Source organism: Microcystis protocystis FBCC-A270 (assembly GCF_050500235.1).
In the GTDB taxonomy this organism is placed as follows: Bacteria; Cyanobacteriota; Cyanobacteriia; order Cyanobacteriales; family Microcystaceae; genus Microcystis; species Microcystis ichthyoblabe_A.
The window spans coordinates 2,763,091-2,778,808 of record NZ_CP191407.1 but is presented as its reverse complement, the minus strand read 5'-3'; the positions used below and the strand labels follow the sequence as shown (position 1 = coordinate 2,778,808).

Below are 15,718 nucleotides of genomic sequence, written 5' to 3'. Positions count from 1 at the left end.
TGAAACCTGTTCAACCCTTTTTTAGTCCTATTCCCACTAGAAAAATAGCCTCTGGAGTTTATGACTAAAATTGTCATCATCGGTGCGGGGATAGTGGGGGCTACCATTGCCTACGAATTAAGCGCCATCGAAGGATTAGAAATTACCCTCATCGATGAAAAAAAACCGGGACAAGGAGCAACCGGGGCAGCTTTAGGGATTTTAATGGGGATTATCAGCCATAAAACTAAAGGTAGAGCCTGGAAACTGCGGCAAGAAAGTTTAAAACGTTACGAAACCCTCCTTCCTGAGCTAGAATCCCTCACCGGACTGACTATTCCCTGTAACCGTGATGGTATTGTCCTACTGCGATCGAGTGCCGAAGACGAAGAAAATTGGCGCAAGTTAGCCCAAATACGCCAAGAACAGGGATATTGTCTAGAAATCTGGGATAAAGAGACTTTAAACCAAAAATGTCCCCAAGTGGCCAGCGATCATCTCCAGGGTGCTATCTATTCTCCCAGTGATCATCAAATTAACCCAGTCCTGCTCACGGAGGCTCTCGTCACTGCTGCGGCAAGAAGGGGGGTTAAATGTCAATTTGGGGTAAAAGTTGAAAATTTTGGGAAGACAGAGCTTCATGGCTCTAATTTGAGGCAATGCACCCACGTTTATAGTTTTAATGGTATAGAGGAAAGCGACTTTTTGATTCTTTCTGCGGGAATCGGTTCCACTGCTTTAACTGAAACTCTTACCCATCCAGTGGAGATCCGACCGGTTTTAGGGCAAGCTTTACAGATAAAATTGACGCAAACCTTAGAAAGTTCCGATTTTAAGCCGATTTTAACGGGAAATGACCTGCATATTCTGCCTTTGGCCGGAGCAGAATACTGGATTGGAGCAACGGTGGAATTTATGGACGAAAAGGGCGAAATTATCGCCGATACTGCCCTATTAGAGCAAGTGTATCAACAGGCGATCACTTTTTGTCCCTCTTTGGCTGCGGGTGCGATCGTGCGTACTTGGTCCGGTAAGCGACCGCGACCGGAGAAAAAATCCGCTCCCATCATCGAATATTTGCCCGGATACGATAACGTTATTCTGGCCACGGGACACTACCGCAACGGGGTTTTATTGGCCCCTGCTACCGCTAAAATCGTCAGGGAAATGTTAAGTGATAAGTTAGGGTTGGCTGAAAAAGTTTGTTGATGGGGTTAGGAGTCGGTCGTCAGTATTCTCCGAGTCAGGGGATTATTTTTATTTATTCTCCCCTCTCCCCTCTCTACAATAATTACTCGCAGCCAGAAATACGTTGGGTTAATATCATACTTTGTGCTTTTTGTCAAAAAAACTTTTTTTTTGCAATAAAACTACATAAAAAAAAGATCATCGTTGTGGGTGAAATTGACTGATTTACCCGTCTTGATTAGGATCACCTTCTAGGTATGGCAAGGGTTTCAACCACTGCTGCCCAAAAAAGCACAGAAAAACCCATTATGAAATTCTATCAAATCGCTGTAACCTTGATAACATCGTTGTTAAATAAAAATCTTTCTCAATTAATTCTTAAGAATTTATAAATATTGCGGAATGTTAATTTAAATATTCTCAAGTTTTTGCAGTCAATAAATAATTTTTGCTTATCTTTGTCGGAAAATAGAACTCTCGCAACAATCCAACATCTACCATTGGGTTAGGAGTCAGTTATCAGTTATCAGTTATCAGTTCACTGAGAAAACTCCCCACACCCTACACCCTAAACCCTACACCCCACACCCCACTTCCACAATTCCCCAATTCCCCACTCCCTGCTATCGGCAGCCGATGACCCTATCTGAACAAGAAAGACAACAACTCTGTGACACTGCTCGGGAAGTGGCGAAACTTTCCTATTCTCCCTATTCCCGTTTTCGGGTGGGGGCGGCGGTCTTGACAAATAAAAAGATTTATGCTGGTACTAATGTGGAGAACGCTAGTTATGGCTTGAGTTTGTGCGCGGAAAGGGCAACTTTAGCGCAAATAATCGCAGCGGGCGATCGAGAAGTACGGGCGATCGCTATAGCCTGTATCGATGGGAAGAATGATATTAGTCAGTTAACTCCCTGCGGAGCCTGTCGTCAATGGATAGCCGAATTAGCACCGCAAGCAGAGATTATTGTCTGTGGAACCCAGCAAAATTATTGTTTTAATCTCTCGGATTTACTGCCTTTTTCCTTTCGTTTTTAACTGTGGGTAAAGTATAGGGTTCAAGGTACTACAACAACGGCTAAGATAACTGGTATAAGAGCCATGATCTGACAAAACATTAGTATCTAGTAAATACTTGAGAGTCATAAATGAACATCTCTCCCCGTTGACTTGTCCCGTAAATTATCAAAAGTATCATCATCAAGACTTGCCAAATCTACCCTTTGCCTAAAATCTTGCAAGGCTGACCAAAAATCATTAACCTCTCTAATTTCTACTAATATCTCTTCATTATCGGGAAAATCAACTTCCTCTAATAACTCAATAATTTTGCCTTTTTTAATTCCTTTAACTAACATAATATCAACTCCTTCTAAATGATCTGTATCGTAGAATTCAACATAGAGAGAATCATCAAAAATAGTTTTTGCTTCCTCAATTGAGACTTCGTGCTTTGATAGATTGCGTTCTGCCTTATTTTTATCCCAGTCAAACTGCATAAAGCCATTATACTGCTACTCACTGAAACTGATGGCACATTTTTGATATATTTTGTCTATTACTTGAACGTAATATATTCAACTGTATTGAACCATAGATCTGGTTCAGAAGCACAAGTAAATTTCCAGTGGGGCTAAAGCTGACAAATATTACTAAAATCTCGCTAACTTGAAGATATGCTACTTGTCTTAGGCTGCTTTATCTCCAACAATTAAGGGGCTAATAACTAGATTTTATCTCCTCCCGTAGCGACATTTTTAAATCTTTCTTGGGCAGCAGAAAAAGCCTCTTTCATCACCCTTTGAATCCTCTTAGGATCGGGTTTTTTACCCCCCATTAAATCGCCAAAATAGACACAAGCGCCCTCTCCTAGGGCCCAGGTATAGGCAGCAGACCAAGAAGCGGCGATGACACTGCCAAAACCGGGGATAAATTTCACTAATTCCCGACCGATGGCCTGGGCCAAAAAGCCGCCAGCGATCGCACTGACGACTCCGCCGGCTTGGGATGGGGTTAAGACTTGACCGTATAATTTGCCTAAAACCCCCACCATTGACACTTGTAGGGCGGTTAACACGGGCATAGTCGCTAAGGGTAAGGGAATCGCCGCCAAGGTTCCCGCTATCACGGAAAAGGCTAACATATAGCGTCGGGCCACGTCCCGATAGAGATGGCCTAATTTATCGCTGGTTTCCCGATCTAAAAGTTGGTGGATGGTGTTAGCCTCAGCTTTTGGCAATAAATCAGCTAAATTGTCTCTAAATGCCTCTAAACCGTAAAAAACAGGGTTGTAACCGTCTTCCTCTAGGGTAAAATCTATTAGCACAGAATTGTCATATAAATCCTTAAAAATTTCTTTAATTTCTTGATAGGCGCGATTGATATCCTCGAAATCGGGAGGATAAGGGGGATGATCGGCGATATTAGGAGGATAAAGCTGATGAAGGCAGGTTACAGCCAGTAAACAGGGGATTTTAGGATATTTTTGCCGCAGTTGTTTGGTAATTTCCAGAAGGCTATCGGTGGCAAAATCATCAATTTTTACCGTCACGATAAAAACCTGGGCGCGTCCCGTATTTTCGGCTAAATCTGCTAATAATTCCGCGATTACCCTGTCTGTGTGTTGATAGGCATCCCCTAACCCCACCGTATCGGTAAAAATCAACAGGGGTAAGTCTTCCGCGGGGTAGGTGTAGCGCTGGGTGTTTTGGGTGTGGGGACGGAAACCTTGCCCGACGATTTCCGCCGAAACTCCCGTTATTCCCCGAATAATCGAACTTTTTCCCGTTTGCGGTTTGCCGATTAACAGCGCCTCGGTGGTGGGCAATTCTTGACGGACTTTTTCTAAAATTTCCGCCACTTGAGTGTCACTAACACTAAACCACTGGAGGACAGTATTAGTCAACTGGTCGATGGGGAGTCTTTTCATCACTTCCCCCGTGAGACTATTCCAAGTATTGACCAAAGAATCAATGGGCAGTTTATCAGTCATGGGGATTAGAAAGGTTTATGATAACTAAAATAGAGATTTTCAGCAATAGAATCAGACGATGACAAAAGCCGCAATAACTCCGCAAGATTTATCATGGCCTTTTTGGCCAATTGTACCACTTTATCCCTACGGTCAAAGACGGACAATTCGCCAAGAAGTGGTGAAAGATACGCTCTGGACATTTGAGCAATTGCAGGGTATTTTCTATGTGGTTGTGCCGATTCGCATGACGGTAATTAGGTTAGCATCCGGGGGTTTATTTGTTTATGCACCTGTGGCCCAGACTCCGGAATGTATTCGCTTAATGCGTGAGTTGGAAAGTGAACACGGGGAAGTTAAATATATTATTTTGCCTACGATTTCTGGGATTGAACATAAGGTTTTTGTTGGTCCTTTTGCCCGTTATTTTCCTAAGGCTATAGTTTATGTTGCTCCTAATCAATGGAGTTTTCCTCTTAATTTACCTTTGAGTTGGTTGGGTTTACCGGCAAAACGAACGGAAATTTTACCTGCTGACTCGACAACTACTCCTTTAGGAAAAGATTTTAGTTATGAAATTTTACCCGCAATTGATCTGAATGTGGGGTACTTCTCGGAAGTGGCTTTTTTTCATCACTACTCTCAAACTCTGCTGCTAACCGATGGCATTATTTCTATCCCAGAAAATCCTCCCGCTATTTTAGAATTAGACCCCTATCCGCTGCTGTTTCACGCTAAAAATACGGCTAAGGATCTGGTGGAGGATACCCCAGAAAATCGCCGTCGGGGTTGGCAAAGAATTTGTCTTTTTGCTCTTTATTTTCAACCTCCTGTTTTAGCTGTTCCCAATTGGATTAAGGTCTTTCTAGATGCTTTTACTGCTAAGGAAAAGAGTAAAAAAGCCTATTTTGGTTTATTCCCTTTTCAATGGGGGGATGATTGGCAAAAGACTTTTTTAAATTTGCGTCGCGAGGGTAGGTTAATAGTCGCGCCAATTTTGCAAACTTTGATTCTTAATCGCAATACTGACGAGGTTAGTCAATGGGTTGATAGAATTGCCCAATGGCCGATTAAACAGGTTATTCCTTGTCATTTTGCTAGTCCAATTCAAGCTGATAGGCAAGAGTTTCGCCAGGCTTTTTCTTTCTTGTTAAAAGATTCTTATTTACCTAAAGATGACTTGGAATGTTTAGAAAGTATTGATAGTTTTTTAGTGCGCTGGCGATTGACTCCTCCTCCTGATAAAAAATTGTAATTTATGGCTAAGAACTGCTATAATGTATGCGGTTGTTAGTTGATTGCTAATCAAGGTCATGCAAATTCCCGAAAATCCCAGTAATGATGACATCAGAGAAGCGTTGATTCAATTGCGAGAAGAACTTGGTCAAAAAGTTGACCGCTTAGAATATAAATTTGATGCCTATCAAAAAGGTACAGATGGTATGGTGAGAATGGCTACTACTATCATCATTGCCACCGCTTCTGTGGTGGTTTTATCTAGTCTTAGTCCTGCGGTGACAGCAATTATCACCGCTTTATATTCTGCTAATGCTCATTAATTAATTTATCGCTAAATTCTGGTGCATTAGGCTACCTTTCTTGAATTTTTACCCGTTTGTTTAATTGATTCATAGTCAAGGAAATCACCAGATTAAAGAATAAATAGGTGGCCATAACTACTATTAACATCTCTACAGCTTTTCCTGTCTGATTAGCGATGGTACTAGAGATAGCATAAATATCATTATAACCGATAGCGATCGCTAAACTAGAGTTTTTAACCAGATTTAAACATTCATTAGTTAAAGGAGGAATAATCACCGGCAAAGCTTGGGGAAAAATCACTAATCTCATTACTAATAAAGGTTTTAATCCCAAGGCTTTAGCTGCTTCCCATTGTCCCCGATTAACCGATTGAATCCCTCCCCGTACCGTTTCCGCAATAAAGGCAGCTGTATAAACAGTTAAACCGATTAGGAGAGTAGCAAACTCGGAAGAAAGATGTAAACCGAAGTCAATATTTTGATTAAGAGGATTAACTTGGGGACTTTGCCATTGTAAACCCCAAATTAGGGGAATTATAACTAGGATTAGTAGGCTAGTTAGGCATAAACTAAGTTTATTTTTTAGGTATAAAAATACTGAGATAATTATTCCTAAAATAATGATAGCTAAGGCTAACCATGTCCTGAAACTATTAGCGGGAAAAGGTAAATAGACTCCTGAGTTATTTAAAAATACCCTGCCAAAAAACTCTAAAGATTCCTCAATTTTCGGCAGTTTCAAAAATACAGCAAAATACCAGAAAAATAATTGTAATAATAGGGGAGTATTGCGAATAGTTTCCACATAAATTGTTGCTAACTGACGAATTAACCAATTATCCGACAAGCGACCTAACCCGATGACTATTCCCAGACTAATCGCCAAAAATATGCCAGTAATCATAATGCGGAGGGAATTAACTAATCCCACCAAAAGAGCGCGAAAATAGGTATCGGTGGGACTGTAGGCAATAGGAGAGTCACCAATAGCAAAAGAGGCTGGTCGGTCAGTATCAAAGAGAAAGCCAAAGCCAAAACTTAAGCGTAAGCGTTGGAAATTAATCACTAAATTGCGACCCAAAAACCAGAAAATTAGGCAGACAATTAGCAGGATAATTACCTGTAAAAAAATCTTCTGAAATCGCTCATCGTACCAAAAAGAGTTTTTTTGAGGTAAGGTCATAATGGGTTCATCTCAATTTTGTCGAAATATCTATATTACATTTGGACGCACGCGATGCGCCCCTACCATTGGCACGATAATATTATTGTAGGCGCGAATGGCATTCGCCCTCTTTTAATAACTTCTGCTGCTAACCTATATGTGAGAGAAAGTCACAAAGATAAGATGCACCCAGTCATATTGATTGGATAATTGTTAATTTTTCACAAAAGAAATCGGTGACTTTTGGCCACCGATTGAGAAAATCAAAAAATATTTAGATAACCCCCAGACGGGAGAGACCGAGGATGACACCGGCGCCGAGGACATGACCAAAACTGGTAGTACCCAGTAAAGCGCCTAATCCCATACCACCGAATAAAGCGGGGGAAGGTAAAGCAGGACCGACATTTTGTTGTTTAATAGTCGCTTTACCGAAAGCAATAGCGAGAATATTGCAGATAATCATGACAATCGCCACTTTGGGACTCCATTCGCTGGAACCTTGCACGGCGGTGGCGGCCATTAATAGGGTTGAGTACATTGAAATTCTCCTGAACAGGTCGTTTTAAGTTTTTAATCTTAAAGGTAGTTTTCACCCCACATCACGCCCTGTTGCAATACTTAATAATCAAAAGCAGAGGAGTCAACCATACAGCCGATTCGTTTCCACTTCCGAACTACTCGCTTAGTACAAATTCAAGTTTAAGCCTACTTCTCTAGCGAAGACGGCTAATCCTTTCTTTTCAATGGTTTTGATAGCTTTGGTGGAGATGCGTAGTTTTACCCAACGGTTGCCTTCCGACCACCAAACTCTTTTCCATTGTAGGTTAGCTTCTTGTAATTTTTTGGTGCGACGGTGGGAGTGGGACACCGCATAGGCGTTATTGGCCTTTTTCCCCGTCATAGTACAGACTCTAGACATAATTTACTCCTGTGCGATCGATGTTTGTCAATAGTCAACCTTTCTAGTTTAACTCAAATCTCGCCAGAAGTCCCCCCCTTCCCCTGGGTGAAGTGAACGGAGATAAATTTAACAGCAAGTGGGGGGATTAAGAAGTTGATTAAACCGGTTCACTGCTCAGACAATTTCGACAATTGCCTCAAAGGTAATGGTGAGAATATTGTCAACAAATTTAGCTGTAATTTTTTACTGAATAAAAAATATTTTAATAAGTTTTACATAGTTTCTAGTATTCTGGTTAATTCATTTTTATTTTTCCACAATTTTACTTGAAAATCTTGGTATATTTTGGCGATAAAAGGGGCTTGATTACCTTGAACTATTTTTTCGATTTTATCGATTGTTTCGACAAAAATATTAATCATGGTTTGACGAGGTAAGTTGCCAGAAACTAGAACAAATACTTGAGCCTGATAACGGGCTATCTGTTGAACTTCTAAAATATTTCTACCAATGTTTACATCTTTAGTTAATACTATCCATCCTCTTTGACTAACAATAGGTAGCCACTCCGTATCCGGTGCATCTGGCGCAAAATGGGCATGATGAAATTCAATTTTAACCCCTATTTCTTGCAAAGCTTCACCGATAGACTTTCCTAAAGCGCGGTCGATAAAATAGGTGTATTGATAGGTCATGCCGCTTGCCAATTGGACTCGAATAAAATCGCTTTTTCAATTTGCCAAGGTTGACAATTATAATCATTGGCAATATCTTCTATAGAGTCCCCCGCATCATAAAGTTCTGTGACAACTTTAGTGGGAATTCCTGTTCCTGTGATCACGGGGTTTCCGAAGGAAATATTAGGATCTATCTTTAGGACTTTATTGCTGAAGTCTTCCCCATTTATGTCGATAGTGGGAAAAAGCCGTGTGGCGATATCTTGTTCATCCCATTCAATACGAGTTAAGAGATTATTTAAGAATTGTTTCATCGTCAATTGTCCCGAACGGGAGGCATTAATTAAATGTTCAAATTGTTCAATAAAAAGGTCAATTCCATCGGTACTAAATTGTTTTTGAACTAGAGGATGATCGGTGTTAAATTGTTCACTAATATAGTCTAGGGCCAGTCTAACTTTATCGAGAGGGATGTTATGAATTTTGCGAATAACTCTTAAAACGTGCGCTTCCACTAAGTTAGTAAAGGAAAGTTGCGGAATATTCAGATTAGGTCGTTGAATGAGGGGTAAAAACTCTTTTTGTCCTTTTTTTGTGGGGTAGGTGCGTCCTCGTACCCACGTTCTCAGAGTGGGCAAAGGAATATGGAGATAGCGCGCAGTATCGGCTATAGTGTAGGTGGGAACATGATAGAGATGCTCTAGAGATAAGGGAGATGATGCTTTGACCATCGTTAATATTTTGGTGAAGTTGTTGAGATGAGATTATCGCCTATTATTTCATTCTAGCTAATTTTGGTATCCTTGAGGATAGGGATAAAGCAGGATGAGGGCATCTCAGTGGACATTGGGGGCAAATGAGGTTATATTTTATCTAGAGAAGAACGTTTGTATGCAACACTGATAATGAGTAACTCACTGCCAAAATATCTAGAGGAAATCACAGGCATTTATCAACAGGGTAAGGCCACAGAACACAGTTATCGTCCTGCTTTAAAAAAATTAATTGAATCCCTAAATAATAACCTACAAGCTCTCAATGAACCCAAAAGGATTGCTTGTGGCGCTCCAGATTTTGTGATTAATCAGGGTATAGTAGAAATTGGCCATCTGGAAGCAAAAGATATCGGAACTTCTCTCAAAAAGGTTGAAAATACTCCCCAAATAAAACGTTATTTACAGGCTTTGGGTAATTTAATTATCACCGATCATTTAGAATTTCGTTGGTATGTATCGGGAGAATTGCGTCTATCAGCTGCCGTGGCAAGTCTTAATCAAAAAAAGCAAATTAAACCTGATTCCCAGGGTATTTTACAAGTAGAACAATTGTTCTGTCAGTTTTTCCTCTCAAAAGTTATTCAGATAACAACACCGCGAGAATTAGCGAAAAAAATGGCCGCTTTAGCGCAGTTAATTAGAGACGCAATCGGCCAAGCTTTAAAAGATCAAGATTGCGGGGGAATGTTGCGGCAACAATTGCAATCTTTTCAACGAGTTTTAATTAGTGATCTCAATGAAGCGCAGTTTGCGGATATGTATGCACAAACAATCTGTTATGGTTTATTCGCAGCACGCTGTAATACGGATCAAATAAGTTCTTTTTCCCGGGAAACGGCAGCATTTCGACTACCGAAAACTAACCCTTTTTTGCGGGGAATTTTTCATCAAATTGCTGGTACAGAATTAGATGAGCGGATTACTTGGGCCGTGGATACTCTAGCCACTATTTTACAACAAACCGACATGGATGGTATTCTTAGCAGCTTTGGAAAACGCACGCGCAAGCAGGATCCTGTGGTTCACTTTTATGAGACTTTTTTAGCAGAATACGATAGCAAAATGCGTGAGTCTAGGGGGGTTTATTATACCCCTGAACCCGTGGTTTCTTACATGGTTCGCAGTGTGGACTATATTCTAAAAAATAAGTTTCAGATTCCTAAAGGTTTGGCCGATGCTAAAAAAATTACGATTAAAAATCCTAATAATAGCCAAGAAACTCAGGAAGTTCACCAAGTTTTGATTCTCGATCCTGCTGTGGGAACTGGCACTTTTTTACACTCTGTTATCGACCATATCTATGATAGTTTTCGTCAACAGAAAGGGATGTGGTCTAGTTATGTCAGTAAACATTTATTACCCCGTCTCTTTGGGTTTGAATTACTGATGGCTCCCTACACCGTAGCACACATGAAATTAGGTTTACAACTTCAGGAATTAGGCTATGATTTTAGTGCCGATGAACGCTTAGGAATCTATCTCACCAACACCCTACAGGAAGCTTTTCAAATTCCCGCTGCTGATGGTTTTTTAAATCGCATTCGCGATGAAGCAGCTGCGGCAAAAGATGTTAAGCAAGAAATGCCAGTCATGGTTATTTTAGGCAATCCACCCTATTCCTATCAGTCGATGAATACTGACCCTTGGATTGTGAATTTAGTTAAGGATTATTATCAATTAGATGGAAAACCATTGGGAGAGAGAAACCCTAAAGGTTTATTAGATGATTATGTGAAGTTTATTCGCTTTGCTCAGTATCGGGTAGCGGAAACTGGTTATGGAGTTGTGGCGTTAATTACAAATCATGGTTATTTGGATAATCCCACTTTTCGGGGAATGCGTCAAAATTTGATGCAGACTTTTGATGAGATTTATGTTTTAGATTTGCATGGGAATAGCAAGAAAAAAGAAGTTTGTCCCGATGGTTCACCCGATCAAAATGTGTTTGATATTCAGCAAGGTGTAGCGATTGCGTTTTTTATTAAGTATCAAGATAGTCAGCAAGATTTAGCCAAGGTTTATCATGCTGATTTGTGGGGTGTTAGAGAGGTTAAAGAGCATAAGGAGTTAGTTGGGGGTAAGTATCATTGGTTAGATGAAAATGATATTAGTTCAACTGAATGGGAAATTATTAAACCTGAAGCAAGTTTTTATCTATTTAAAGATAGAAACGTAGATTTGTTGTCAGAGTACGAAAAAGGCTGGAAAGTAGTTGATATTATGTCCGTTAATTCAACAGGTTTAAAAACTCACAGAGATCATTTTGTTTTCGATTTTGATTTTGAATCTCTTTATAAAAGAATAGAAGATTTTAGAAATACTCAAATCGCCGACAAAGAAATTGCGGAAATATATAATATAAAAGATACAAGAGATTGGAAAATCAATCCAAGTAGGAAGTCTTTATCTAATAATGCTCAGTGGGAGCAATATTTTATTAAATGCTTGTATCGTCCATTTGATATAAGAGAATATTATCACCATCAAAATGCAGTGGAACGTCCAAGACAAGAAGTTATGCATCATTTTGTAAACTTTGACAATTTAGGTTTAGTTACAACTCGTCAAGTTACCAGCCTGAATTTTAACCATGTAATGTGTACAGAGTTATTAATAGAAATGAAAACCTGTTCTCATGATAGGGGAACTAATGTTTTCCCCCTTTATCTTTACCCAACCAATACCCCAACCCTATTTGAAACAGAAGCAACCAACTCGCCAAATGGTCGCCGTCCTAATCTAGCGCCAGAATTTATTAACAAACTTTCGGCAAAACTTGAATTAGAATTTATCAATGATGGCAAAGGAGACGAAAAGAAAACCTTTGGACCGGAAGACATTTTTAACTATATCTATACCGTCTTTCACTCTCCCCAATATCGCCAACGTTACGCCGAATTTTTAAAAATAGACTTTCCTCGTGTTCCTCTCACCAGTAATCAAGAATTATTCTGGGAATTAGTCAAAAAAGGTGACAGATTAGTGCAGTTACACCTAATGAAAGCAACGGGAAAAGAAATTAGTAGCTATCCCGTGGCGGGTTCTAATCTAGTCGAGCAGGTGAAATATGACGAAAATAAACAACAAATTTCGATTAATTCTGACCAGTATTTTGCGGGGATTCCGCCCCAAATTTGGAACTTTTATATCGGCGGTTATCAAGTGTGTCAGAAGTGGCTAAAAGACCGCAAAGGTCGCCACCTTAGCTACGATGACCTAGAACATTATCAACAAATTATCTCCATTTTAGGCGAATCGATCGCAATTATGGAAACTATAGATATAATTATCAATAAATATGGTGGTTTCCCCTTTAGTTAAGCCACCGGTGAGAGAAGATTAACTTAATTTTTGCCCACTGGCAAGAGTCCCTTTTCAGCGATAAATGACTCTCTACTCCCAACGAGAGTGATACAATTGTTAACACCACAGACCAAGAGCCAATCGAAGCGAGAGAATAAAAACTGCTATGTTAAAAGCCCTACTCGGAGATCCCAACGCCCGCAAAATTAAAAAATTTCAGCCCCTCGTCACCGAAATCAACCTGCTGGAAGAAGACATTAAAAACCTGTCCGATGAGGAATTAAGGGGCAAAACTGGCGAATTTAAGGAAAGATTAGACAAAGCGAGAAATTATGACGAAAGAGAGGAGATTCTCGAGGAAATCCTCCCCGAAGCTTTCGCCATTGTCCGGGAAGCGGGAATCCGAGTCTTAGGGATGCGTCACTTTGACGTGCAGTTATTGGGGGGAATGGTACTGCACAAAGGACAAATCGCCGAGATGAAAACCGGGGAAGGAAAAACCCTGGTTGCCACTCTCCCCGCTTATTTGAATGGATTGACCGGAAAAGGGGTTCACGTCGTCACCGTTAACGATTATCTCGCCCGTCGTGACGCGGAATGGATGGGGCAGGTACACCGCTTTTTAGGGTTAAGTGTGGGACTAATTCAAGCCGGCATGAGTCCGGAAGAAAGAAAGAAAAATTATGCCTGTGACATCACCTACACCACTAACAGCGAACTCGGCTTTGATTATCTGCGCGATAACATGGCTACAGTGATGGGGGAAGTTGTCCAAAGACCCTTTAACTACTGCGTTATCGACGAAGTGGACTCCATTCTTATTGATGAGGCCAGAACTCCATTAATTATATCAGGACCGATCGATCGACCCACAGAAAAATATATTCTCGCCGCCGAAATCGCCAAGCAATTAGTGCGCCAAAAAGTAGAAGACGGACCGGGAGACTACGAAGTTAACGAAAAAGACCGTAACGTTTTAATGACCGATGAAGGCTTTAAAAGAGCGGAAGAACTATTAGGAGTTACTGATTTATACGACCAAGAAAATCCCTGGGCGCACTATATTTCTAACGCTATTCGTGCCAAAGAACTCCAGAAAAAAGACGTTAACTATATCGTCCGCAGTGGTGAAATTGTTATCGTTGATGAGTTCACGGGACGGGTATTACCGGGGCGACGTTGGGGCGATGGTTTACATCAGGCAGTGGAAGCTAAGGAAGGGGTGGAAATTCAACAGGAAACCCAAACCTTAGCCACGATTACCTATCAAAACTTTTTCCTACTCTATCCGAAATTATCTGGCATGACTGGGACGGCCAAAACCGAAGAAACGGAACTAGAAAAAGTCTATAACCTGCAAGTAACAATTGTTCCCACTAACCGCGTTTCTCGTCGGCAAGATTTAGCCGATGTGGTCTATAAAAATGAACAGGCAAAATGGAACGCCGTCGCCGAAGAATGTCAACAAATGCACGAACAGGGTCGCCCGGTTTTAGTCGGTACTACCAGTGTGGAAAAATCAGAAGTGCTTTCGCTGTTATTACAGGGAAGAAAGATTCCCCATAACTTACTTAATGCTCGTCCGGAAAACGTGGAAAGGGAATCGGAAATCGTCGCCCAAGCAGGCCGGGCCGGGGCCGTAACTATTGCTACGAATATGGCGGGACGGGGAACCGATATCATCCTCGGTGGTAACTCCGATTATATGGCCCGATTGAAAATTCGCGAGTATTTAATGCCGAAATTAGTTATGCCCGAGGATGACAATTTGGCCTTTAGTTTACCCAGTTTAGGAGAACGCAATCGCCCCCAAGGATTCGCCCCGGGTAAGAAGAAAAAAAACTGGCGCGCCTCGGCGGAAATTTTTCCCACCGAGTTACCGAAAGAGGTAGAAAATGCCCTGAAAGAAGCGGTTAAATTTGCCGTTGATACCCACGGAACTCAAAGTTTACCCGAATTAGAAGTAGAAGAAAAAATCGCTATCGCAGCCGAAAAAGCCCCCACGGATGACCCGGTTATTCAAAAGTTACGGGAAGTCTATAAATTAATTCGCAAAAGTTATGAAGATTACACAGGCAAAGAACACGATGAGGTAGTAGAAAGGGGCGGACTGCACGTTATCGGGACGGAACGCCACGAATCCCGCCGCATTGACAACCAATTGCGAGGCCGGGCGGGCAGACAGGGCGACCCCGGTTCCACACGCTTCTTTTTAAGCCTAGAAGACAATTTATTGCGGATTTTTGGGGGCGACCGCGTGGCCGGTTTAATGGATGCCTTCCGGGTGGAAGAAGATATGCCCATTGAGTCGGGAATGTTAACTCGTTCCCTGGAAGGAGCGCAAAGAAAAGTGGAAACCTTCTATTATGATGCCCGGAAACAGGTGTTTGAATACGACGAGGTGATGAATAATCAACGGCGCGCTATTTATGCCGAACGTCGTCGGGTTTTGGAGGGGATGGACCTAAAAGAACAGGTGCTGCAATACGCCGAAAAAACCATGGATGAAATCGTCATGGCTTATATTAATCCCGAACTGCCGGCAGAAGAATGGGATTTAGAAAAACTGATTAGTAAATCTCAGGAATTTGTCTATCTGTTGGCAGATATTACCGCTAAAGATATCGAGGAGATGAGTGTTAATGATATCAAGATGTTCCTACACGAAGAAGTTCGCAAAGCCTACGAAATTAAAGAACGTCAAGTGGATAATATTCGCGCCGGTTTCATGCGCGATGCCGAACGTTATTTTATCCTGCAACAAATCGATATGTTATGGCGCGAACACCTGCAAGCTATGGAAGCTTTACGCGAGTCGATTGGTTTACGCGGTTACGGTCAAAAAGACCCCCTAATTGAGTATAAACAGGAAGGCTACGAGATGTTTTTAGAAATGATGATTGATATCCGTCGTAACGTGGTTTATTCCCTGTTCCAATTCCAACCGCAAGGACAACCCCAAGCAGTGGCTAGTGAGTGAACAGTAAAAATTAAAGGTTGGTTTAAATTGGGGAGAATTGGCTAAGGCTGATTCTCTCATTTTTTTCTACCGAGAAATCAGTCACCTACAATCCACACTAGGACTAAAATTATCAGTCCGATTACTCCATAGGACAGCAACGACCCCAAAGAATTGAGGATTTGTATGGGAAAATGAATCAAAACTTGGTAAGTAAAATCCGTAACTGCCAGCAAGGCAGTGAAAAATATA

The 15,718-nt window shown here is 41.1% G+C and carries 13 protein-coding genes and 1 pseudogene; 6 read left to right on the top strand and 8 right to left on the bottom strand.

Annotation, left to right across the window (positions count from 1 at the left end):
* Positions 1-60: 60 nt before the first annotated feature.
* Positions 61-1,188 (top strand): NAD(P)/FAD-dependent oxidoreductase, encoded by a 1,128-nt coding sequence (locus tag ACQY1X_RS13380; RefSeq protein ID WP_430012928.1) that lies wholly within the window; start codon positions 61-63, stop codon positions 1,186-1,188.
* A gap of 615 nt (positions 1,189-1,803) precedes the next feature.
* Positions 1,804-2,205 carry a cytidine deaminase gene (gene cdd / locus ACQY1X_RS13375; protein ID WP_430012927.1) on the top strand — a complete coding sequence of 134 codons (402 nt, stop codon included), beginning with the start codon at positions 1,804-1,806 and terminating at the stop codon, positions 2,203-2,205.
* A gap of 104 nt (positions 2,206-2,309) precedes the next feature.
* On the opposite strand, the gene ACQY1X_RS13370 is transcribed toward cdd, so the two are convergent.
* The 3 genes and pseudogenes from ACQY1X_RS13370 to ACQY1X_RS13360 all read right to left on the bottom strand — a co-directional run bounded on the left by ACQY1X_RS13370 (position 2,310) and on the right by ACQY1X_RS13360 (position 4,159).
* The gene (locus ACQY1X_RS13370; protein WP_024970209.1) at positions 2,310-2,525 is read right to left on the bottom strand and encodes a hypothetical protein; all 216 of its coding nucleotides are present in this window, start codon (positions 2,523-2,525) and stop codon (positions 2,310-2,312) included.
* Between the two features lie 57 nt (positions 2,526-2,582).
* Positions 2,583-2,666: pseudogene (locus ACQY1X_RS13365) on the bottom strand (BrnT family toxin); the annotation flags it as partial.
* A 227-nt stretch (positions 2,667-2,893) separates the two neighbouring features.
* Complete coding sequence (locus tag ACQY1X_RS13360; RefSeq protein WP_430014778.1) at positions 2,894-4,159, bottom strand: YcjF family protein; 1,266 nt, start codon at positions 4,157-4,159, stop codon at positions 2,894-2,896.
* A gap of 58 nt (positions 4,160-4,217) precedes the next feature.
* Here ACQY1X_RS13360 and ACQY1X_RS13355 point away from each other — a divergent pair, with 58 nt between their 5' ends.
* Positions 4,218-5,393, top strand: coding sequence for a DUF4336 domain-containing protein (locus ACQY1X_RS13355; protein ID WP_430014777.1), 1,176 nt, complete (start codon positions 4,218-4,220; stop codon positions 5,391-5,393).
* 58 nt (positions 5,394-5,451) lie between these two features.
* Positions 5,452-5,697: a hypothetical protein gene (locus tag ACQY1X_RS13350; protein WP_004157920.1), complete on the top strand. Its 246-nt coding sequence runs from the start codon at positions 5,452-5,454 to the stop codon at positions 5,695-5,697.
* A gap of 31 nt (positions 5,698-5,728) precedes the next feature.
* On the opposite strand, the gene ACQY1X_RS13345 is transcribed toward ACQY1X_RS13350, so the two are convergent.
* From ACQY1X_RS13345 to ACQY1X_RS13325, 5 genes are all read right to left on the bottom strand, one after another.
* Entirely contained in the window at positions 5,729-6,865 is a 1,137-nt protein-coding gene (locus ACQY1X_RS13345) for an amino acid ABC transporter permease (RefSeq protein ID WP_430012924.1), read from the bottom strand.
* A gap of 256 nt (positions 6,866-7,121) precedes the next feature.
* A complete protein-coding gene (gene psaK / locus ACQY1X_RS13340; RefSeq protein ID WP_002734065.1) occupies positions 7,122-7,388 on the bottom strand; it encodes a photosystem I reaction center subunit PsaK in 267 nt (88 codons plus the stop codon).
* Positions 7,389-7,532: 144 nt separating this feature from the next.
* On the bottom strand, positions 7,533-7,769 hold the full coding sequence (rpmB, locus tag ACQY1X_RS13335) for a 50S ribosomal protein L28 (protein ID WP_002732080.1): 237 nt from the start codon (positions 7,767-7,769) through the stop codon (positions 7,533-7,535).
* 254 nt (positions 7,770-8,023) lie between these two features.
* Positions 8,024-8,446, bottom strand: coding sequence for a hypothetical protein (locus ACQY1X_RS13330; protein ID WP_002793510.1), 423 nt, complete (start codon positions 8,444-8,446; stop codon positions 8,024-8,026).
* Positions 8,443-9,159, bottom strand: a complete 717-nt coding sequence (locus ACQY1X_RS13325) for a DUF433 domain-containing protein (RefSeq protein WP_430012923.1) — start codon at positions 9,157-9,159, stop codon at positions 8,443-8,445. Before ACQY1X_RS13325 ends, ACQY1X_RS13330 begins: the two co-directional genes overlap by 4 nt.
* Positions 9,160-9,333: 174 nt before the next feature.
* On the opposite strand from ACQY1X_RS13325, the gene ACQY1X_RS13320 reads away from it, so the two are divergent.
* Both ACQY1X_RS13320 and secA read left to right on the top strand, forming a co-directional pair.
* Positions 9,334-12,525 (top strand): type ISP restriction/modification enzyme, encoded by a 3,192-nt coding sequence (locus ACQY1X_RS13320; protein WP_430014776.1) that lies wholly within the window; start codon positions 9,334-9,336, stop codon positions 12,523-12,525.
* Between the two features lie 148 nt (positions 12,526-12,673).
* The gene (secA, locus tag ACQY1X_RS13315; protein WP_430014775.1) at positions 12,674-15,487 is read left to right on the top strand and encodes a preprotein translocase subunit SecA; all 2,814 of its coding nucleotides are present in this window, start codon (positions 12,674-12,676) and stop codon (positions 15,485-15,487) included.
* Positions 15,488-15,718 lie beyond the last annotated feature (231 nt).